General features: G+C 43.0%; 17 protein-coding genes and 1 riboswitch. Of the genes, 5 read left to right on the top strand and 12 right to left on the bottom strand.

Annotation, left to right across the window (positions count from 1 at the left end; translation table 11 throughout):
• Positions 1 to 143: 143 nt before the first annotated feature.
• From gcvT to queA, 3 genes are all read right to left on the bottom strand, one after another.
• On the bottom strand, positions 144 to 1,250 hold the full coding sequence (gcvT, locus tag H6G48_RS09560; RefSeq protein WP_190721306.1) for a glycine cleavage system aminomethyltransferase GcvT: 1,107 nt from the start codon (positions 1,248 to 1,250) through the stop codon (positions 144 to 146).
• Between the two features lie 139 nt (positions 1,251 to 1,389).
• Complete coding sequence (locus tag H6G48_RS09565) at positions 1,390 to 3,078, bottom strand: serine protease (protein WP_190721307.1); 1,689 nt, start codon at positions 3,076 to 3,078, stop codon at positions 1,390 to 1,392.
• 584 nt (positions 3,079 to 3,662) lie between these two features.
• The gene (queA, locus tag H6G48_RS09570; protein WP_190721381.1) at positions 3,663 to 4,760 is read right to left on the bottom strand and encodes a tRNA preQ1(34) S-adenosylmethionine ribosyltransferase-isomerase QueA; all 1,098 of its coding nucleotides are present in this window, start codon (positions 4,758 to 4,760) and stop codon (positions 3,663 to 3,665) included.
• 161 nt (positions 4,761 to 4,921) lie between these two features.
• Here queA and H6G48_RS09575 point away from each other — a divergent pair, with 161 nt between their 5' ends.
• Positions 4,922 to 5,311: a hypothetical protein gene (locus tag H6G48_RS09575; RefSeq protein WP_002796539.1), complete on the top strand. Its 390-nt coding sequence runs from the start codon at positions 4,922 to 4,924 to the stop codon at positions 5,309 to 5,311.
• Positions 5,312 to 5,314: 3 nt separating this feature from the next.
• Here H6G48_RS09575 and H6G48_RS09580 read toward each other — a convergent pair whose 3' ends face one another.
• A complete protein-coding gene (locus H6G48_RS09580) occupies positions 5,315 to 6,367 on the bottom strand; it encodes an LOG family protein (protein ID WP_002796540.1) in 1,053 nt (350 codons plus the stop codon).
• 265 nt (positions 6,368 to 6,632) lie between these two features.
• Positions 6,633 to 7,820 (bottom strand): tetratricopeptide repeat protein, encoded by a 1,188-nt coding sequence (locus H6G48_RS09585; protein ID WP_190721308.1) that lies wholly within the window; start codon positions 7,818 to 7,820, stop codon positions 6,633 to 6,635.
• A 37-nt stretch (positions 7,821 to 7,857) separates the two neighbouring features.
• Between H6G48_RS09585 and H6G48_RS09590 the strand changes: the two genes are divergently transcribed.
• Entirely contained in the window at positions 7,858 to 9,033 is a 1,176-nt protein-coding gene (locus H6G48_RS09590) for an esterase-like activity of phytase family protein (RefSeq protein ID WP_190721311.1), read from the top strand.
• A gap of 111 nt (positions 9,034 to 9,144) precedes the next feature.
• Here the strand turns inward: H6G48_RS09590 and H6G48_RS09595 are convergent, their stop codons facing one another.
• The 3 genes from H6G48_RS09595 to H6G48_RS09605 form a co-directional block, all read right to left on the bottom strand.
• Complete coding sequence (locus tag H6G48_RS09595; RefSeq protein ID WP_002764933.1) at positions 9,145 to 9,696, bottom strand: LabA-like NYN domain-containing protein; 552 nt, start codon at positions 9,694 to 9,696, stop codon at positions 9,145 to 9,147.
• Positions 9,697 to 10,077: 381 nt separating this feature from the next.
• Positions 10,078 to 10,902, bottom strand: coding sequence for a sulfurtransferase (locus tag H6G48_RS09600; RefSeq protein ID WP_190721313.1), 825 nt, complete (start codon positions 10,900 to 10,902; stop codon positions 10,078 to 10,080).
• Complete coding sequence (locus H6G48_RS09605; RefSeq protein WP_190721315.1) at positions 10,871 to 11,314, bottom strand: ATP-binding protein; 444 nt, start codon at positions 11,312 to 11,314, stop codon at positions 10,871 to 10,873. Before H6G48_RS09605 ends, H6G48_RS09600 begins: the two co-directional genes overlap by 32 nt.
• Positions 11,315 to 11,486: 172 nt before the next feature.
• Between H6G48_RS09605 and H6G48_RS09610 the strand changes: the two genes are divergently transcribed.
• Positions 11,487 to 12,623, top strand: coding sequence for a PP2C family protein-serine/threonine phosphatase (locus H6G48_RS09610; RefSeq protein ID WP_190721317.1), 1,137 nt, complete (start codon positions 11,487 to 11,489; stop codon positions 12,621 to 12,623).
• Between the two features lie 324 nt (positions 12,624 to 12,947).
• Here the strand turns inward: H6G48_RS09610 and H6G48_RS09615 are convergent, their stop codons facing one another.
• Positions 12,948 to 13,271: an STAS domain-containing protein gene (locus tag H6G48_RS09615; RefSeq protein WP_004162031.1), complete on the bottom strand. Its 324-nt coding sequence runs from the start codon at positions 13,269 to 13,271 to the stop codon at positions 12,948 to 12,950.
• 145 nt (positions 13,272 to 13,416) lie between these two features.
• On the opposite strand from H6G48_RS09615, the gene crtO reads away from it, so the two are divergent.
• The gene (gene crtO, locus H6G48_RS09620; RefSeq protein ID WP_190721318.1) at positions 13,417 to 15,063 is read left to right on the top strand and encodes a beta-carotene ketolase CrtO; all 1,647 of its coding nucleotides are present in this window, start codon (positions 13,417 to 13,419) and stop codon (positions 15,061 to 15,063) included.
• 122 nt (positions 15,064 to 15,185) lie between these two features.
• On the opposite strand, the gene H6G48_RS09625 is transcribed toward crtO, so the two are convergent.
• The 3 genes from H6G48_RS09625 to H6G48_RS09635 all read right to left on the bottom strand — a co-directional run bounded on the left by H6G48_RS09625 (position 15,186) and on the right by H6G48_RS09635 (position 19,872).
• Entirely contained in the window at positions 15,186 to 17,201 is a 2,016-nt protein-coding gene (locus H6G48_RS09625; RefSeq protein ID WP_190721320.1) for an ABC transporter ATP-binding protein, read from the bottom strand.
• A 54-nt stretch (positions 17,202 to 17,255) separates the two neighbouring features.
• A complete protein-coding gene (locus tag H6G48_RS27165) occupies positions 17,256 to 18,428 on the bottom strand; it encodes a glycosyltransferase (RefSeq protein ID WP_190721322.1) in 1,173 nt (390 codons plus the stop codon).
• 106 nt (positions 18,429 to 18,534) lie between these two features.
• Positions 18,535 to 19,872: an ArsB/NhaD family transporter gene (locus tag H6G48_RS09635; protein ID WP_190721324.1), complete on the bottom strand. Its 1,338-nt coding sequence runs from the start codon at positions 19,870 to 19,872 to the stop codon at positions 18,535 to 18,537.
• Positions 19,873 to 20,102: 230 nt separating this feature from the next.
• A riboswitch (cyclic di-AMP (ydaO/yuaA leader) is annotated at positions 20,103 to 20,233 on the bottom strand.
• Positions 20,234 to 20,421: 188 nt separating this feature from the next.
• Here H6G48_RS09635 and H6G48_RS09640 point away from each other — a divergent pair.
• On the top strand, positions 20,422 to 21,000 hold the full coding sequence (locus tag H6G48_RS09640; RefSeq protein ID WP_002733879.1) for a DUF3172 domain-containing protein: 579 nt from the start codon (positions 20,422 to 20,424) through the stop codon (positions 20,998 to 21,000).
• The last annotated feature ends 302 nt before the right edge of the window (positions 21,001 to 21,302 follow it).

Genomic DNA, 21,302 nt, shown 5'->3' on the forward strand with positions numbered 1-21,302 from the left:
GCTTTAGGTTGGTGCGTTACGCTGCGCTAACGCACCCTACTGGACTGTTTCAGCTAAAATAGGGCAATAGATTTCGGCTTAAAGTCTTAGATTATAGAATTTATAGCATTTTTCTAATACACCAAATTAGCTGAAACAAACCACTACTTTTTACTTTTATAAAAGGGTTTTTTGACTACGGTAGCGGGGTAGGTAGTGCCGCGGATTTCTACTTCGATCGCCTGTCCGATCGAGGCGAAAGGTGTGGGAAGATAGGCTAAAGCGATCGCTGTGTTTAAAGTTGGTGATAAAGTGCCACTGGTGACTTTACCCACCACTTCCCCAGCGAATACTACCGGATAATCGTGACGGGCGATATGTTTGCCGGACATCTGCAATCCCACCAAGCGCCGATTCACACCATTAAGTTTTTGGTCTTCAAGGACATTGCGACCGATAAAATCGCCTTTTTCTGGCAGATGAACCAACCAATTTAAGCCTGCCTCTAGGGGACTCGTGCTATCGTCGATATCCTGTCCATAAAGGGCTAAAGCTGCCTCTAAACGCAGGGTATCCCGGGCCCCTAAACCGCAGGGAGTCACCCCTAAATTTAAGAATTCTCTCCAAAGTTGCTGCCCGATTTCAGGAGCGGCCATAATTTCAAAACCATCTTCTCCCGTGTAACCAGTCCTAGCGATAAAAACTTTTTCCCCGAAAAGCTGGCTTTCCCAGTGATTAAATAGGCCAAAATCGCTTAATTTTTCCCCAATCAAGGGCTGTAAAATTGTGGCTGCCTTGGGTCCTTGCAGGGCGATTAAGACTCTTTCTCGGGATAAATCCTTTAATTTAACCCCCGAACCCTCTAAATTGCCTAAAATCCACTCTCGATCTTTATCGGTGGTTGCGGCATTAACAATTAATACGCCTTGGCTTTCGCTTTGGTAGTAAAAGATAATATCATCGATTATGCCACCGTCTGGGTTAAGTAAAACGCTATACTGTGCCTTTCCTGCGCTTAAACGGGCTAAATTAGACGGAACTAGGGTTTGGAGAGATTGAACCAGATTATCTCCAGTTAAGATAAATTTGCCCATGTGGGAAATGTCAAACATCCCGACACCATTGCGGACAGCATTATGTTCGATTTTTAGGCCGCTAAACTGTATCGGCATCTCCCAACCCGCAAAAGGGGTAAATTTGCTGGTTTGTTGGGCAATTAGGTCGTATAAGGGGGTACGAATAGCGGGGGAAGTTGCTTCTTGGTTAGCCACGGTGATCTCGATCGAATGGTTTTCTGCCTAGAGTAGCATAGCAGTTATCAGGAGACTCCGAGACAGGAGATTATTTTTATTTATTCTCCCCACTTCCCCACACCCCACACCCCACTTCCCCACTTCCCCACTTCCCAATTCATAATTCCCACTCCCTTAACCTTTCTCGCACCCTGTCAATGGGAATTGCGAAACCGCAGCCCAATTTAACGGCATTTTCCAGGGGTTTAGGAGTAGAAGAATTGGCACAAAATAAACTCGCTTGGGAAATCACTCCCACCACTTGATTTTTATCGTTTAAAACTGGACTTCCCGACTGTCCAGAAACGACAAACATGGATAAACTTAAGGATTTTTCGTTATGATCATTAACAGTGCCTTTGCTGACAGTCCAATCTTTTTGATTAAAAGGATTACCGATCGAGATTACCGGTTGATTAGGGGCAATTGGTAGGGGTGCTAAAGCTAAAGGTTTTAAATCTGGGGGGGGATTTTTTACCTCTAATACTGCTAAATCGAGCCAGTCATTAGCTGGGGTAATGTGGAGAATTTTAGCTTTTGAACGCTTGGGAATTTTTCCCTTGGGTGGTTGGCTATAATACTCGACAAAAATGCGTGCCCCTGCATCGATTTCTTGACGGTAATTCGTAACCACATGGCGGTTAGTCACGATCCAAGCTGTATCTTGATCTCGTTGTAATAACCAACCAGTGCCGATACCATTGTTATTTTTGCCACGAATGACAATTTTAACAATTGAGCGTTTTAAATTCACCAGAGGATCACTCTTAACACTGGGAATTATCTCTGGCATTTTTAATAATTCGGGATTGTCGTGAATTAATCGTCCCCGTTGGATTTCCTGTAAAATAAATCTAACTTCTGATAAATTGGGATCAATTTCTACGGCCTGCCGACACCAATTTAGACCCTCATCGATCTGACCGTTGTTGATATAGATATAACAGAGATTTTCGTAAATATTGGCATTTTTGGGACTAATTTGGCGCGCCTGTTGAAAAACTGCCATCGCTTCCCCTAGTTTTCCCTGTTCCGCTAAAGCTTCGCCCAGATAATTATAAATATCCCCATCTTTAGGGGTGTAAATTAAAGCCTGTTGATATATTTGCTCTGCTTCCTCCCATTTTCCCTGTTTTGCTAGGGTTTCTCCTAATTTTTTGTAGGTTTCACCCTGACTAGGTATCAATTCTAGAGCTTGCTGATAGGCATAACTGGCCTCTGGCCAGAGTTGCTGTTCACTGTAGGCCTTTCCCAGATAAAAATAGGCTTTTCCCTGAGTAGGATCGAGAAAAACCGCTGCTTGCAGAGCTTTCGCCGCCTCATCCCAACGTTGTAAACTATAGAGAGCTTTTCCTAGCTGAAATTGCGCTTTAAAAGTTGGTTTAATGATCATTGCTTTTTGGTAAGCATCGAGTGCCTCTGACCATTTTTCCTCTTGCGCGAAGGTGTCTCCCAAAGCCACTAAAGAATTACTTTGGGAGGGTTCCATCGGTGGTTTATCGTTAACGATAAAGCCATGATTATAGGCTTGTAAGGCTTCAGAATAGCGTTTTTGACTTTGTAAGACCTGAGCGATTTTTATATGGGCTTGGGCCGAATTTTCGTGAAAAGATAAAACTGTTCGGTAAGCAGACAGAGCCGATTCCTTCTCCCCCGCGGCCAAAAGTTGATCGCCTTGCCAAAGATAAGCCAAGGCAATCAGATAAAAAATAGCAAAGGGAGCGGCGGCGATGAAGGCAATAATTACAAATATTTGCCAGGATTTGCCAGAATAGCGGCGACCGATTTTAAGCTCTTTTCTTTTCATTTCTTGGTTAGGATAGACAACAGGCCAGAGGTGGTTCGATAATCGCCCTAGACCAATTTAGATGCGCGGGCCGCTTACACATATTTTTGCTTTTCCTCTTGCCCTTTCCGAAGTTCTGCTCCTCCTTCTTTCTGGGGTATGAATTTGACACTCCTGGGCCTAAAGGCGTGAGGATTCTCGAAGCTCATCACTGCACTTTCTGGTTTCCCTTACTCACGTCTTACACGATTATTTCTGAACCGAGATTACTAGAATATCAGTTGCTATCTAGTTTCCCTTTTTGTGTTTCACTCTCCAAGCGTTTTCCTATTTCAAGGAAAATTCGGATACGCCCTACCCTATCTGTCTTACGACAAAAGTTTTTCTTCGATTCATTCAGTCTTTTTGAAGACTTACGTCCCTGTTTAAAGAGTTTTCGGTGGCTCTTGTCTATCTATTTTTCCCTCAACAGTGCTGCACTGTTTCAGCCGAATTTTCACGATGTGCGACGGCATTGCAACCTGAAGACTCTAATATTGTATCACCAAGTCCCCCTAGAAGGGGGAGGCTTTAAACCCAAATTTTCGGTAATTTTGTGCAACTACTTACCGATTACTGCTGCGAGCGCTGGGTAGGATTAACATAGCATCACCGAAGGAATAGAAACGGAAACGCTCTTGGATAGCTTCTTGATACAATGCCAGTAGTCTTTCCCGTCCGATTAAGGCACTGACTAACATCATCAAACTGGACTTGGGTAGGTGAAAATTAGTGATCATGCCGTCGATAACTCGCCATTGATAACCCGGATAGACAAATAAATTCGTTTTTCCCTGAAAAGCGGTTAATTTCTCGCTCTTACTTTCTTTAATTGCCCCTTCCAAGGCGCGAGCTACCGTGGTCCCCACGGCGATAATCCGGCCACCTCTAGCCTTTGTTTGGGCGATTTTTTCGGCAGTTTCGGCGGAAATCTGCAAAAATTCTTGGTGCATTAGGTGTTCTGTAATATTTTCCACTTCCACGGGACGAAAGGTTCCCACTCCCACATGAAGGGTGATATAGGCGGTATCTATACCCTTCTGGGCGAGCTTATGGAATAATTCGGGAGTAAAATGTAATCCTGCCGTGGGAGCGGCCACAGAACCCTGTTTATCGGCGTAAACTGTTTGATAACGGTCTTCTTCCGCCTCTGATTCGGTGACGTAGGGGGGGAAAGGAATATGACCGTACTCCTCCAACATATCCCAAAAACTGCGCCCGGGATGACGTTGAAATTGCAGCAGACGACCACCGGTGTTCAGATCTCGATCGATTACTTTCGCTAACCATAATTTTTCTTGGTCTTCCGTCGGCCCTGTTTTCGGATAAAAAAGGACTTCTGAACCGACTTTAAAGCGTTTTCCCGGTTTCACCAGAGATAACCAACGATGGTCATCTTGTTCTTCTAATAGTAATATTTCTACGGGTGCGCCCGTGGTTTTACGTCCAAATAAACGGGCCGGAATCACGCGGGTATCGTTGAAAACCAGCAAATCCCCCGACTCTAACCAAGTGGGTAAATCCCGAAAAATAGCTAAATTATGACTATTGGGAGAATCTACCACCAAAAGACGGGAACTATCCCGGGTTTCTGCGGGATTTTGGGCAATTAACTCCGGAGGAAGGTGATAATCGTAGCTGGAGAGTAATTGGTCAGGGATCATCATCATTATCATCATAAAGATCTTCGCAAAAGTTGGGTAATCCTACCCAGGCGAACTTCACTAAATCGGGGATTTCTCCCCTTGGTATCGAGAACGGTTTATCGTCAGACTTAGATATATAACACTAATCGTGACTATTAGCCAATAGCCCGGCGGCCACTATGGACTATCTCTATTTTCTTGCTAATGCTAGTTTAACGCTACGAGTCACCGAATACCTGCGATCGATGACTCATCTGCCTTCCTCCGTGATGACGGTTATCCATCAGATTAACGGTTGGGTGGTCAAGGTAAAGTTTAATCAAATGCTGACTCCTTGCCAACACGGTGATTTTCGCGCCTACATGAATGAGTTAGGGATTACCTATCAACCGGAAATGCGTCTCCAGATGGTTTTTTGGAGTTTGGAAACGGGACAATCTCCTATTGATGTCATGCGTCGTTATCAAGTGGCGATCGTGTCCCATGGTACCCCGGATCAGCAAGATATAGAGGCTTTTCGGCAACAATTTACTAAGGGTTTAGGATACTGTCCGGAAACTCTGGCCTAGGGTTTATTTTCTTTCGGGATGCTCTTCTAGGGCAACTACAGGACTTAAATCGTTGATGTGATCAATTAACTGATACAAGCGTCCGTAACTCTTGCCGTTAAAGTAAAAAACTAGACGGGGTAAATGGTGGCTGGAATCCCGATTCTCTCGTTCTAGAATTTGACTAGGTGCGATTTTACCCTTAACTAGGATATCGCCGAAGTTTTGGTTAATTTGTTCGATCTGTTCCCCGCTTAGTTCGTGATTAAGACGAATAACAAAGGATTCTCCCACAAAACGGCTGGAGTGATACACCCGATAGAAGTGGCGAATTGTTTGACAAGCGTAGTCTAGATCGTTGGTAATTGTATAAAAATTCCGATCTTCGGCGGATATCAGTCCTCTTTTTTGCAGATTTTCACTAATTTGTTCTTGCCAAGTTTGCCAGTAATCCCCATCAGGCTCATCAATTAATACTAGGGGTGCAGGTCCGTATTTACCGGTTTGACAGAGGGTAAGCGTCTCAAAGGCCTCATCTTGGGTGCCAAAACCACCGGGGAATAAAGCTACTGCGTCACTTTCCCGCAGAAAAAATAGTTTTCTGGTAAAGAAATATTTAAAATCGATTAATTTGGCATCATTTATGATATAGGGATTAGCCCCCTGTTCAAAAGGTAGCTGAATATTTAATCCGAAGGAATTTTCCCGTCCGGCGCCTTCATTCCCTGCTTGCATGATGCCACCCCCAGCGCCGGTTAACACCATAAAACCGTATTGACTAATACAGCGAGCGAAGTCCACTGCCAGACGGTATTCACTGCTGTCGGGTTTGATGCGTGCCGAGCCAAAAATGGTCAGTTTACGAATGTGACGGTAGGGGTAAAATACCTGAAATCCCTTTTCTAGATCTTCGATCGCATAGGTTAAAATTTTCCAATCCAGGCGATCGATTTCCTCCTCGGCAATTCTGACTATTGCTTCCAGAGCTCTTTGAATCCATTTACCATCTTTTAAGTGGGGCAAATGTTGCACCAATTTCAGCAAGTCTTCGGTTAATTCAGAATAGGAATTTTCCATTGGTGGGTTGGGTTTTGGGTGTTAGGGTGTTGGGGTGGTCACTGCGTGCGCGTTGCGGGGGGTTTTAGGGTGTTGGGGAAGATATTTCTTAGTCCCCATTTCCCCATTTAAGTAGGGAGGCACAATTATTTGTAGGATGGGTTAGCGGTAGCGTAACCCATGCGGGCGTTGGGTTTCATGCTTCAACCCAACCTACGTTCATCTTATATTTAATTCCACCCACCTACTTATATGTCCATTAGTTAACTATTCAAAAACTTAAAGATCACTGTTCAGGATTATTTATTGCCTGATTAACTTGGGTGATTTGGGTTTGAAAATATTGTTCACGATAACGGATAGCTTGGGCTAATTCCGCACCTTTTTGGAAAGCGAGTAAAGCTTGGGGATAATTTTTTCTCTCTAGATAAATTTGACCGATTTGATCGTAGGTGTTCATTAAACCGTAGTAATTATAACCCAATTCATGGACTTTAATTAATTCTTGATAGATTTGTAAAGCATAATCTACCTGTTGATAACTTTTATAGAGTTCGGCCAACTTATTTAAAGCCTCTCCTGCGGTGCCGTACTGTTGTAAAGCAAAAGCGAGAGAATAGGCTTCTTGAAAGTTTTGGCTGGCTTTATTTGCATCTTTTAAAGCTTGATAATCTAAACCAATTTGAATTTTTAGATCGGGAATTAACTGTATTTGCTGATTTCTGATTTGGGTTTCAGCTATTTCTTCTTTAATTTTCACGGCGTTAGCTGGTTGCAGAGATTCTCGATAAATTTCTGCTAGTCTTTGCAAATAAATTCCTTGATTCAAAGAATTATTCTGCACCTTAGAAATAGTTAATAATTCCTCATAGACTGGAGCTGCTTTTTGATAATCAAAACGGGATAAATGAATTTGACCAAGTTGATTTAAAGTTGCTTCTACTGCCACATTATCACCAGATTGTCTGGCATTAGCTAGAATTTTATCATAGATAATTATCGCCTCATTAAAAGCTCGTACCTGTTGATAGGATGTACCTAATAATGCTAATAACTCCCCGTCCATTGTCTGGTTAGTTTCTGCGGTTTGTTGCAGAGCTTTTAAACGAGCAGTAATTAATTTAACATCCTCGGTTCGATCTCGATTCCAAGCTGCTAACCCCACTTTTCCCAAAGATTTTACTTCTTCTTTTGCTCCTAAATAACGATTTAATTTAATCACTTCATACCAGATAGGAAAAGCTTCCTCATTTAATCCCGCATCGTATTTAGCCTGAGCTTCAGCATCGCGTTGATCGATGTATAATAACAGCTGACGACGCTCCAAGGGAGTTAAAGGGCGATCGATTGCGGGTAATAAAGGACTTTTTAGGGGAGTTTCGAGGGGATTGGGTGCAGGGGTTTCTGTTTGTGCTAGGAGAGGAAGGGAAGTACCGATCAAACAGAGCCATAAACCGAGAGAAAAACGTAGCATAATAGATTGATAAGAGCGTAGTAGAGGATGATATTTTGTGATCGATCGATTCTATAAGACACTGACTGCCGAAAATTTGCGTTTCCCAATTTTGGGTTTAATTGCTAGTTTGATTGTAACCTTTAGTCTGGGGGCCTGTGGTGTCTCCCCGCAAGTTTTAGCAGAACAACGAATGTTTCTACCCCTCTCGGTCGAGTTTTTGGGAGAATATCAATTGCCACAAGCGGATTATCAAGGGACAAGGGTGGGGGGATTATCGGCAATTACCTATGATCGTGCCAATAACCGCTTTTATCTCCTCAGTGATGATCGTTCTCAGAAAGCTCCGGCCCGCTTTTATCGAGCTAGTTTGCAGATAAATGGTGAAAAAATCGAAAAAGTGAATTTAGAGGCAGTCACGTTCCTAAAAGATGGCAAGGGAGAAACGTTTAAAAAGGGATCGATCGACCCGGAAGGTATCGCTTTTTCGCCCCGACAAACTTTGTTTATTTCCAGTGAAGGTGCGGTTAAACAGGGAATTGCTCCTTTTATTGCTGAATTTGATTTGCAGGGACAATTAAAGGAGTCTTTGTTAATTCCTAATCGCTTTTTACCGGATGATAGCAATCAAAAAGGAATACAGGATAATTTAGGGTTTGAATCCTTAACTTTAGGGATTACCAGCACTCTCAAAGACGATCCTTTTCGTTTGTTTACTGCCACAGAAAACGCTTTAATTCAAGATAGTCCCACGGGAAAAAGAGCAGAAAATCTCAGAGTGCGACTTCTTCATTATGTTATTGATCCGATTGGTGCGCCTGTGTTAGTATCAGAACAATTGTATGTGTTAGATGAGCCACCCAGTGGTGCGAGATACTACGGTTTAACGGAATTATTAGCTTTAGAAAAAGAGGGTTATTTTCTCAGTTTAGAGCGAACTTTTGGTTTAGAAGGTTTTGGAGCGAAACTATTTCAGGTAGTTAATGGGAGTGCCACCGATACGTCGAAAATTGCTCGGATACCGGGAGAATTAGAAGCTTTACAGGTGCAACCCTTGCGGAAAAAATTATTACTAGATTTAGGGACTTTAGGGATTGATTTAGATAATTTGGAAGGAATGACCCTCGGTCCAAGATTAGCTGATGGCAGTCGCTCTTTGATTTTAGTCAGTGATGATAATTTTAATCCGAATCAGGTCAATCAGTTTTTACTATTTCGACTCAAGGAAAAATAAACAAGAGATGGTTAATTGCCTCACCTATCCCCTTCTGGGAGAAGGATTGGGGTGAGGACTACCAATAAAGAAAAATGGGATAAATAGCCGGTTTAAAGACAAAACGGCCGGTTAATAATCACTTTTTTCGATATCTTTGCGAATATCATTCAGGTCAATATAGCGATCGGTGGCATTTCGCAATTCCCTAGCGATCATCCCTTCCGTAGAAACTACAGTAATATGAGTATTTTTAGAGCGCAATAGTTCGATCGCTCGTTCAAAATCGCCATCACCGCTAAATAAAATCACTCGATCGTATTGATCGACGGTATTAAACATATCGACGACAATTTCGATATCTAAATTAGCTTTCTGGGAAAAACGACCGGAACTATCATCATAATATTCTTTCAAAATTTTTGTTCTCACCGTATAACCCAAACTAATTAAAGCATCGCGAAAACCTCTTTGATCTTGGGAATCTTTTAAACCCGTGTACCAAAAGGCATTAATTAACATAATATTCGGGTCGTTGGTGAAGTAATTTAACACCTTACGCGGGTCAAAAAACCAACCATTTTTTTGTTGAGCATAAAACATATTATTGCCATCCACAAAAATCGAAAGGCGATCTTTCGGACGGCCGCCACCATTACAATGACAAAGACCGGCTTCTGTCATACAAAATACATACCTAATTTTTTATAGAGTTTAACTATAAAATTACCTTTGAGTAATTTTACGGGGGAAAACGACTATTCTTTGAGGAATAGCGGTGATTTGAGAGCAAAAAGATAGCAACTAAAATAAAAATTAGCTTTTTTATCTAAGTAGGGAGGCACAATTATTTGTAGGATGGGTTAGCGGTAGCGTAACCCATGCGGGCGTTGGGTTTCATGCTTCAACCCAACCTACGTTCATCTTATATTTAATTCCACCCACCCACTTAGGAGACAAACTAGATAATAGTTTCGGAATAATTAAAAGTGATAATAGAGAGATTGTACAGTAATTAGGTCATTTTGATCATCTTTCTTGATAGATGGGTATCAACAAGGCTGGTTAGATCAGGTAGGAACACCAATCACTCCAACCTCCAGAATATAGCTTAACATTGTCGTATCCGGCTAGGGTAAGGGAAAGGATATTGACACAGGCTGTCACTCCCGAACCACAGTAGAGGATAATTTCTCGATCGCCTTGCCGCTCTTGCCAACGTTGTGTTTGCTGGGCCGGGGGTTGAGAAAAACCCTGACTATCGGTGACTTCTAACCAGGGATAATTAAGCGCCCCCTCGATGTGGCCGGCGATCGGATCGATCGGTTCCCTTTCGCCCCGATAGCGATCGCTTTCCCTGGCATCAATTAACACCACTCCCCCTTGCTCTTTTTGCCTTTTTACCTCCTCGATCGTGACTACCCAATCCTCTTGAACTTGGGGGAGAAAAGCGCCGGTTTTCGGCACAGGTATCTGATTGGAGACGGGATAACCGGCATTTAACCAATTTTGCCAACCACCATCGAGAATGCTGACTCGTTCATGGCCCAGATAACGTAATAACCACCAGAGACGACTGGCAAAGGCAAAACGGGAGGCATCGTAGGCGATGACATGAGTTTGGCCGGAAATCACCCCTAAAGAGCTTAATTTAGCGGCTATTGTCTGCGGATTCGGTAAAGGATGACGGCCGCCATGACGGGCAATGGGAGCCGATAAATCGTGATCGAGGTGTAAATAGAAGGAATTTTGAATATGATTGGCTAAATACTCTTGATAACCGAGATCGGGATTGTTTAATTGAAAACGACAGTCAATAACCATCAGATCGGGGCGATCGAGATTAGTCACTAACCAACTAGGAGAAACGAGGGGCGCGATCGGATTCATGGCGGGAAAATTGTTTAATAATTAACAGACAGTTGCGCTGATCTTCGCTGCGAGTATAACTGAGTTGATCGGCGATTTTTTGGAGGATCGGCAGTCCTTGCCCATGACCAGAGAAACTATAGTCATGATAGGCGTTTTTCTCGATAAAGTCCTCTAAATCGAAGGCGGAACCCCGATCCCAGATGCGAATTTCCATCTGGGATCGGGTAATCTCGATCTCGATCTTGATCGGGATTTCGGGAGGTAGGTGTCGGTGAGCGTGACGGACTGCATTGGTAAAACCTTCGGCAAGAGCAAGCTGACACTGGAGCCAGTCTTTTTGGGGAATGCCCGCTGGTTCAAGTTGCTCAAAATATTTTAAAACGGTATCTAAGGACTTGAGATCGCTATCTACCTGAAAAGAAATCTTCACCCCCGGCTTACCTCTCCAATGCCTTACGCTAGAAGTTATACCATTTTTCCCAAACTATGACTGATGTGTTAGCTCGATTCTGGATTTAATCCCTGGTTGAGGGACAAGCAAAGTCATCTGTCAGGGAGTCGGGGGTAGGCAGTAAGATTGAGATAGTCAAGTCACAAAAAAGATGGTACGAATTCTAGTAATTGATGATGATGGAGTAATTCAAACGTTTTTGAGCCGCGCTTTGCGGAAGGAATACGAGGTTTTTATTGCCAGTGATGGGGAAGAAGGATTAAAGCAAGCGGGGCAACTAAAACCAGCGATGATTATTTGTGATTGGATGATGCCGGGGATCGATGGCTTGGAAGTTTGCCGGCAAATTAAGCTCAATCCCCAACTGTCAACAACTTTTTTTATCCTCTTAACTTCTTTGGGATCGGTGGAGGATCGGGTCAAGGGATTGGATGCGGGGGCGGATGATTTTTTATGCAAACCGATCGAGATTAATGAGTTAAGAGCGCGCGTGCGGGCGGGAATTCGTTTGCATCAATTAAGTCATGATCTGCAAGCGCAAAAACAATTACTAGAAATGGAGTTAGCGGAAGCGGCGGCATATGTGCGATCACTGTTACCAGAACCTTTTATTTCTCCAAAACTTGCTATCGATTTTCGCTTCCTTCCTTCTCGTCGATTGGGGGGGGATGGATTTGATTATTATTGGTTAGATAATGACCATTTGATGTTATATCTTTTAGATGTGGCTGGCCATGGTTTGCGAGCGGCTTTACCTTCCCTTTCGGTGATTAATTTACTCCGTTCTCATGGTTTAACTCAGGTGAATTACTATCAACCTAATCAGGTTTTACATGGGTTAAATCAAGTTTATCAAATCAGTCCTAAGAATGATAAATATTTTACTATCTGGTACGGGATTTATGATCAGAAACAACAACAGTTAACCTATGCCAGTGCCGGTCATCCCCCGGCAGTTCTCCTGACTCAAAAACCTTTTGGACAGATGATTGAAACCAGACTGAAAGCCCCCGGTTTTCCCATCGGAATGTTTCCGGAAGCAGAATATATCAATCAGGTTCAATCCCTGAATTTCTCCAGTAGCCTTTATCTTTTTAGCGATGGAATTTACGAGATCGATTGTGCTGATGGTAGGATGTGGGGACTAGAAAACTTTATTCAATCTTTACGAAATTATCACTGTAATTCTGCTAAAAATATCGATAATTTTATTGAAAAAATTCAAGCTTTACAATTTGATGGTAATTTTAGGGATGATCTTTCGATCATGCAGGTGGATTTTCGTTAAGTACCTAAGCAAAATTAATTACACATTTCGATAAAGCTTTTGCATGAGTGCCTCTTGCCTTTTGCCTATCCCAACCAATAAATTAATTTTGCACGACTACTTAGGGTCTGCGGCAAAAAGTAGGGGCGAAGCATTCGGGCAATAACCTATCGGTGAAACCGTAGATTTTCTATCCGAATGCTTCGCCCCTACAGGACGCGGGCCGATGAAGACGCAAGGTTTTGAAGCACGATTCTCTCAAAATCTTGCACCTGTGGGAGCAAGAAAAGGCACAAAACCCTTACCCTGCCTACATTTCACATTTATTCAGCCAGCCCTACTTAATTAACTTCCGAGGATTTTTTGTTCTAATTCTTCTCGGTTATTAAAAATTTCAAAAACTCGATCCATATCGGTCAATTCAAACAACATTTTTATCTGCTCATTAATCGAGCAGATCAATAGTTTCCCCCCCGCAGAACGCACGGTTTTCAAGGATAAAACTAGAGCACCTAAACCAGAACTATCCATAAAGGTGACATCCTTGAAATCAACGATAATCACCTCTGAACCTCCCTGCACAGCTTCAGCAATTTCTTGGCGAAATTGGCTGGCTTGGTTGCCATCTAAAATACCCGATGGTTGAATAACTTTGATTGAAGAACTCATAAAAAAAAGGAAAAATTAAATGTTTTCTACCTGCTCACTCATAACGACTCGCTGAAATCTGCTGACAGCAGCTAATCTTTAACTATTTTTAACATATTAAGGCCAAGAAAAGCGCAAAATTAAAAATAGGAATTTTTGAAACTGCATGGAAAGTTACGATGTCATCCTCATCGGTGCGGGGCATAATGGTTTAGTTTGTGCCGCCTATCTCCTCAAAGCCGGTTATCGCGTCCTCCTTCTGGAACAGCGTAGCGTACCCGGAGGAGCGGCTACCACAGAAGCGGTTATCCCAGATCTGGCCCCCGATTTTAAGTTTAATCTCTGTGCGATCGATCACGAATTTATCTTTTTAGGACCGGTAATTGAGGAATTGGAGCTAAAACGCCACGGATTAGAGTATTTATTCTTCGATCCTACCGTTTTCTGTCCCCATCCCTCTGGCCAATATTTTCTTTCCTATCGCTCTCTGGAAAAAACTCACGCCGCAATTGCCCAGTTTTGTCCGCGAGATGCCGATCGCTACCTTCAGTTTATCGACTATTGGGCACAGTTGATGAATGCGATCGGTCCTTGGTTTAACGCTCCGCCCCAAGATTTGCTCAGAATCGCCCGCAATTATAACTCTAGTGCCTTAGCTAGTGTCTGGAAAGCGATCGGCTCGAAAAAGAAACTGCTCGACTTCATCCGCACGATGATTACTTCCCCCGAAGATGTCCTCAATGAGTGGTTTGAGAGCGAATTTGTCAAAGCACCCCTGGCTCGTCTAGCGGCGGAAATTGGCGCTCCTCCCTCCCAAAAAGGCATTACCTCTGGGATGATGATGATGGCGATGCGTCATTCTCCCGGGGTGGCTCGCCCTCGTGGTGGTACGGGCGCACTAACCGAGGCTCTGGTGAAATGTGTTGTCAGTCTCGGTGGGGTAATTTTAACCGAGCAGAAAGTTAAACAGATTCTGATGGAGGAAGGACAAGCGATCGGGGTTAGAGTGGACTCTGGACAAGAATATCTGGCAAAAGCGGGTGTTATCTCTAATATTGACGCTAGACGAGTCTTTTTACAGTTAGTCGCCCCCGCCGATGTGGATGCCGCCGATCCGGAATTGCGAGAAAGGGTAGAACGGCGAATTGTCAATAACAATGAAACAATTCTTAAAATTGATTGCGCCCTCGCCGAAGCACCAAGGTTCGAGGCTTACGATCACAAAGAGGAGTATTTACAGGGAACGATTCTCATCGCCGATTCCGTGCGTCACGTTGAACAGGCCCACGCTTTAACGATTTTGGGGCAGATTCCCGACGAAAATCCCTCGATGTACCTAGATGTACCCACTATTCTCGATCCCTCCATGGCTCCCCAAGGTAAGCATACCCTCTGGATCGAATTTTTTGCCCCCTATCAGATTGCCGGGGCCGAGGGAACAGGATTAAACGGCACGGGATGGACGGAAGAATTAAAAAATCGCGTGGCCGATCGAGTTCTTGATAAACTGGCCGATTATGCCCCAAATCTCAAATCCGCCATTATTGCCCGTCGGGTGGAAAGTCCGGCCGAATTAGCTAATCGTTTGGGTTCCTATAAAGGTAATTACTATCATCTTGATATGACCTTAGATCAGATGATTTTCCTGCGTCCTTTGCCGGAAATAGCTAACTACAAAACCCCAATTAAAAACCTTTATTTAACTGGGGCAGGAACTCACCCCGGCGGCTCAATTTCGGGAATGCCGGGGCGCAATTGCGCCCAGGTTTTCCTGCGGGATCGAAGCACTTTTCTGCAAAGATTATTCAACTAATACTAAATCCGTTGAGTATAGGCTACATATTAGGACAGGCACTCATACAAAAGGGAGAATAAATAATCAGTTTTTAATAACCGGATTTACTATGACAACAATTTTTGATTTTTGCAGGAGAGCTATCGAGTCGAGGAATACTCGTAGTCTTCGATAATATGGAGAAGTCGCATGGCTGAACTACAGGATTCTTCTAAAATTTCCTGTTTCTCCTGAGAATCTTCGATTAAATCTTCAGATACTAGACGCAGAGAACCTAAAAGACTATTAAGACTGCTTCTCGCTTCGTAGGATAAATAAGCTTTTCTTTTTTGCTCATCTTCCCTATTCTTAGAGTCGGCCTCTTTGCTATCACTAAATTGCAGAGCGTGTAAACGGGCATAATGACCACCTTGAGCTAATAATTCCTCATGATTGCCGATTTCTGCCACTTTTCCCTTGTCCAGCACCACAATTTGATAGGCTTTTCGAACAGTGGAAAGACGGTGAGCGATCACAAGAGTAGTCCGCTCGCGACAGAGTTCATCGATCGCTTCCTGTACTAAACGCTCAGAAATTGTATCCAAAGCACTGGTGGCTTCATCGAGAATGAGAAGATCTGGATCTCGCAGTAAGGCACGAGCGATCGCTAATCTTTGTTTTTGTCCCCCCGAAAGTCTCACTCCACGATCGCCAATTTCCGTATCCAGTCCTTCCGGCAGTTTGGAGATAAACTCGTAGGCATTCGCCCTTTTTGTCGCTGCTAAAATTTCTGCATCACTAACATCGCTTAATCCGTAGGCAATATTAAAACGGAGAGAATTATTAAAGAGAAAAGTATCTTGACTGACTATTCCCATGGCTTTTCTCACAGTTTTGATCTCATAATCCCTTAAATCTTGACCGTCAAAAAGAATCCTCCCGGCTGTAGGATCATAAAAGCGTGGTAATAAATCAGCAATTGTCGATTTTCCAGCCCCCGAAGCACCAACAAGAGCGATCATTTTTCCTTTTGGAATCCAAAGATCGATGCCCTTGAGAACTAATTCTTGATGACCGGGATAGGAAAATTGGACGTTATCAAAATGAATACCTGTCTCTAATCTTTGATAGGGAATAGAGCCATTGCTCATAAATGGTTTATTCTCTCGAATGAGAAAATCCGCTACCACCTCTACTGCGGAAACATCACCCAATAGACTACTCCTAGCACTGTTAATTTGACCAACTATCGGCAGGGCCCGGAAAAGTACATAGAGATAGGTCAATAAAATTGTCGCTAAAGCTTGAAGTTGTTCATTAAAAAGATAACGACCAGCAATGATAATTAAAGCAATAATAATTACCCCACCGATCTCATTGAGCGGAGCGATTACAGCATTATTAGTCTGGGCATCTAAACCCGCTTTCTCCCGGGCTTCGATATCTTCCACAATAGATTCTAATTCGTATCTTTCATTGCCTACCGCTTTAATTAGGCGAATTCCCGTTAACAGTTCCAACAGTTTATTAGTTTGCTGTTTAGCCTTTACGGTGATAATCTCTCCAAACTTTTTCGATCTCTTGACAAAGTATTGATTAAGCAGACCTAAAAAGCCACCCAAAAGACTAGAAAGAATAGTTAATTGCCAAGAAATTGATAATAAAATAGCCAAGTACATGAAAGCTGTGCCGATAATCTTAATCAGGTTTATGTAATTTCTAATTGATCCCACGGCTCGATTAATCTCCGACATGAAACGATTAAAAATATCTCCTATTTTACTTTTTACATAATAATCTATATCCACTTCTAGCAACAGAATAACTGAATCAATTCGCATATCTTTGGCCATAATTAAAGACAAGTAAGTTCCTAACAAATTACTAACAAAATTGGTACTATGCTTGAGAATTAAAATCCCTAATATCGCCGCAAACATCCAGAAAAAACGAGTATCGACCGAGAAAACCTCGAAAACTGAGAGCAGCTTTTTGATAATTTGGGGGGCATTTTTTAAGAGATCATTTTCGGGATTAATAAAAGAAATTAGTAAGGGGATAACTAAAACAGTTCCTACCCCATTAAATACGGTACTGACAAAGCCGATAACAATGCTGGAAACCACTAATAACCAGTGTTTCAGCGTATATTTAAGGAGAATTTGATTAGGATTCATCGCTATAAGTAATAAAGTAAATAGTCAACGGTCAATTATCCTACTCGCTACAATCTAATATTTCCCTTCCAGAGAAGTAATTATGCCAGAGAGAGTTGTCGCCATGGCGGTGGTACTATAGGAGGCGATACAGCGCTCTCTCGCTTTTAGTCCTCGTGCATTAGCCGAGTCGAGATGATTAAAAACTTCTCTAATTATGACAGCTAGTTGCTCTGGCGATCGAGGTTCGACTAAATAGCCAATATCAGCTAAAATTTCGGGAATATCTGCCACTTTAGTGGAAATAATCGGTTTAGCCATCGCCATACCATCGGTGAGTTTAATCGGAAATTGGGCGTTAGCCGTGGCTTCATCCCTCTGGGGAACGATAATAGCATGAGCAGCGGCCACAACTTCCGGCATTCGCTCGAGCGGTTGAGCAGGTAAATGAATTAACCAAGGTTGACCTTTTTCTAGCAAACTATCCAGATAACCATCCCCGATTTGGCGACCACCGACCACCACCAATTTAAAATCAGGATCGCCAATTTGATCTAAAGCGATTAAGACATCTTCTAAACCTTTGTGGGGTCTAGCAGTACCCGGGAACATTAAGACTTTATAGGCAGATAAACCGTATTTTTGACGACAAGCGACAGGATCGTAGAGATTGGGATCGAAAAGTTGCGTATCCTTGCCATTCGGTAAATAAATCCCCCCATAGCGCTTTTGCAAAAATTGATTATTAACCGTCACCGCATCAGCGCGGTTAATTAAATTTTCCATCCAACGCAGATAGAGAGGGTGATTCGGGTCCCTAAGCGCACCATTTTTTTTGAGGATATCCCTAGCTAATTGTCGGGGATGAGGACGATAGGACCATTGATCGCCACCAAACCAACTCATTTCCCAATCGTCAATATCGAGAATTAGGGGACGTGGGGAAAAAAAACGTTTCAGTAAACCGATGCCAAAACTGGTGGGACGGGGTTTAACCGCGTAGATAATCTCTCCGGAGAGGCGATCGAGTAAAGTTTTGATCTGGCCAAAAAACTGGGGATAATTATTGCCTTTGACCGATACCACCGGTAAATTCCCCGGTGGGGTTGGATAGATTTCCCGGCCAAAAATCGGGCCATAGACCGTCACCTGACAGTTTAGCTGTTGCAAGACTTGAGCAATCAAATAGACTCTTGTGCCACCACCACCGGATAAATCTGGTGCTAAAACAGAGATTTTTTTGTTCACGATCGCCGATCAATCCAGATTATCTAGCACGATAGGAGAATGTTAATCAATGTTAACGTTTTTGTCAATCTTAGGCGAACTTAACATTAATGCCACCGGAGATAGACTAGACAAAGAAAATTAACATATACATTGCCGAGACGACTAACTGAGTAAACATCACTGGTAAACCGTAGCGCAGAAAGGTATGAAAAGTAATTTTGCCCCCGTGTTGTTCAGCGATGCCGGCGGCGACAATATTAGAAGAAGCCCCCACTAAAGTACCATTACCCCCTAGGGTGGCCCCATACATCATCGCGTAGAAAAGCGGTAAAACTTCCGGGGGAAAAGAACCGGCATAATCGGGAGAAAGAACCTCTGTCCCGACTAAATTAACATTAACCAGGTACTGTTTCAGTAGTGGAACCATGGCCACCACTAGGGGAATATTCGGAACTACACTGGAAATAAAACCGACAAAAAACAGCAAGACTAGAGAACCTAAAAAGATATTTTTGCCTAAAATTATCGACAGAAATCCCGATACACTATTAACTACGCCAGTTTTTTCTAAGCCGCCAATTAGGACAAAAATTGACATAAAAAATAATAGGGTACTCCAGTCCACATCCCGGAGAATATTATGAACCGTATCTATCTTCGATTGCTGGGCTAAAAGTAGGGCTAAAGTGGCACCCATCAAAGCAACGGCCGCGGGAGAAATGGGTACGGGAAAAGATTCACCGACGACGAATAAAAATAAGACTAAAAAGACGATAATTCCCCCCAGAGCTAAGACGCGAGGATGATTAATTTTCGGATGGGGTAATTCTTCTAAATGCTCGAATTTTGTCCGCCAGATTTTCGGGAATAACCAAGGTAACATAACCAGAATGGTAATCACTGCCAAGGCACCACCTAAACTCAAGCGCTGTAGGTATTCCATGAAGGTGATATTAATAGAATCACCGACGATATAAGTAGCGGGATCACCAACAATCGTTAATAATCCGGAACTGTTGGCTACGAAAACCATCAGGATTAAGAGCGGCACAAAATCCACACCGATATCCTGTGCCAATGGGGGAATTAGAGGTGCTAATAACATCACCGTGGTAGCGTTGGGTAATACCGCACAGATCGGGGTAGTAATGGCGACAATTCCTATTAGTAATAATTTGCCCTGTCCCTTGGCTAAAAGCACCATTTGTGCTGCTAAATAATCAAAAATTTTCGTTGGTTCAAAGGCTCTCACTAACACCATCACCCCAAAAAATAGGGCGAGAGTGGCATAACTGCGACTGATATAACCCACCGCCTCCTGGAGAGTCATGATATGGGTAAAAACTAAGATTAAAGCCCCCAGTAAAGCCGCTACGGTAATATGAAGCCACTCGAACATAATCACCACAATGACTGCAATAAAAGTCATTGCAGCAATCCACATTGGTAAAGATTCCAGCATTTTTGATCCTGTTTTTACTTTCGGTTTCTCGATACGACTAAAAGTTTGCCCGAACTATATAGCAAACTCACAAAAAATATGGTTATCGACGGAAAATCTTAAAATTGTTGTGATCGGTGAACCTGCATGAGAATCCCCATATACAATGTCTCCTGTAAGTTATGACTATCAAGTAGTATCAGCGACATAACTGAACCGATCAAGACATTGCTAGGAATGTAGTGATGTTTCAGTCTTCCCCCCCACGCCGACGAAGTTAGCTGACGGGCTAGGATAGAGAGATATCCTTTTCTAGGCTAAAAAATCTAGAAATACGCCCCCAAATGTGGTTCCTCCGCTCCGAATTTGTCTAGCTAATATCTAGCATAGAAACTTGGATTAGGCTGACTTACTCTGTTTAGTGATCCACCATAGCATACTAACCCAAAAAAAACGATATAGCTCTATACTAGACCTATCCTGTCGGTTATCCCCCGGGTTGCTAGGATAGAACAGTGATAAGCTAATAGCTAACGACTGACCGCCATAGCGGCCACATCAGAAATTTCTATGAATAGAAGACCTCGTTATACTCCTCCCCGATCGCGCGATCGTGATTATGATCGATCCTATGGCGATGACTCTCGCGCTTCGTCCCCCGGAGGCCTATTGGCAAAATTAAACTATGCCATGATCGCCCTGATTGGCGGTATTTTTGTACTAGGAGTGGGTCTCGGTCTGGTATTCAGTTCTACCGCTAATTTTAGCCCCGAAAACGTCGCTTCCCGAGAAGTAATCGATCGCAGCGCCCCCAATGCGGAATTATGCGTGCAATTTGGGGCTAGTGCCATTGTCACCGATTTGCGGGTTTATGTCACTCTTAACCCCTTTAATGTTTTTGTTACCCAACCAGTCATGCAACCCGGTTGCGTTTTGCGACGCAATAACTGGTCAATTTTAGAACAACAAAAATTAGTCGATGGACAGCAGGTGCAAAGTTGTAAAAACCGGATGAATACCTTTGGTTATACCGGCCCCTTGGAAGGCAAACCGAAAATCGATTGTATCTTCCAAAATGAAGCTGGGGGTAATCTTTTTGTTAATCCCGCCGGTGCTGTTGGCCCCAGACCAGATACAGATAAATTCTAAACCCGGAAAGGTAATTAGTCACTGACTTTTGAAAACCCACAACCGTTGCCTATCAATGCTTTCAGGGATTTATTGCCCTTGTAATTTTTCTGGCTGACGACGAAATAATAAGGGTTTCGGCTTTGAGGAAGATTTTAAGGAGATATAAGTATTTCCTATGTTGATTGAGAAACCCTTACCCGGTAATACTTCTATGTTTAGTCATTCTCAATAAGGCTGTCCTTATTGCGGTGACTAATTACCGGGAAAGATCGTTCTCCTGACGGCTGAATACTGGCCACTGACTCCTAATTAACTACGAC

It is taken from the genome of Microcystis flos-aquae FACHB-1344 (assembly GCF_014698375.1).
Taxonomy (GTDB): Bacteria; Cyanobacteriota; Cyanobacteriia; order Cyanobacteriales; family Microcystaceae; genus Microcystis; species Microcystis aeruginosa.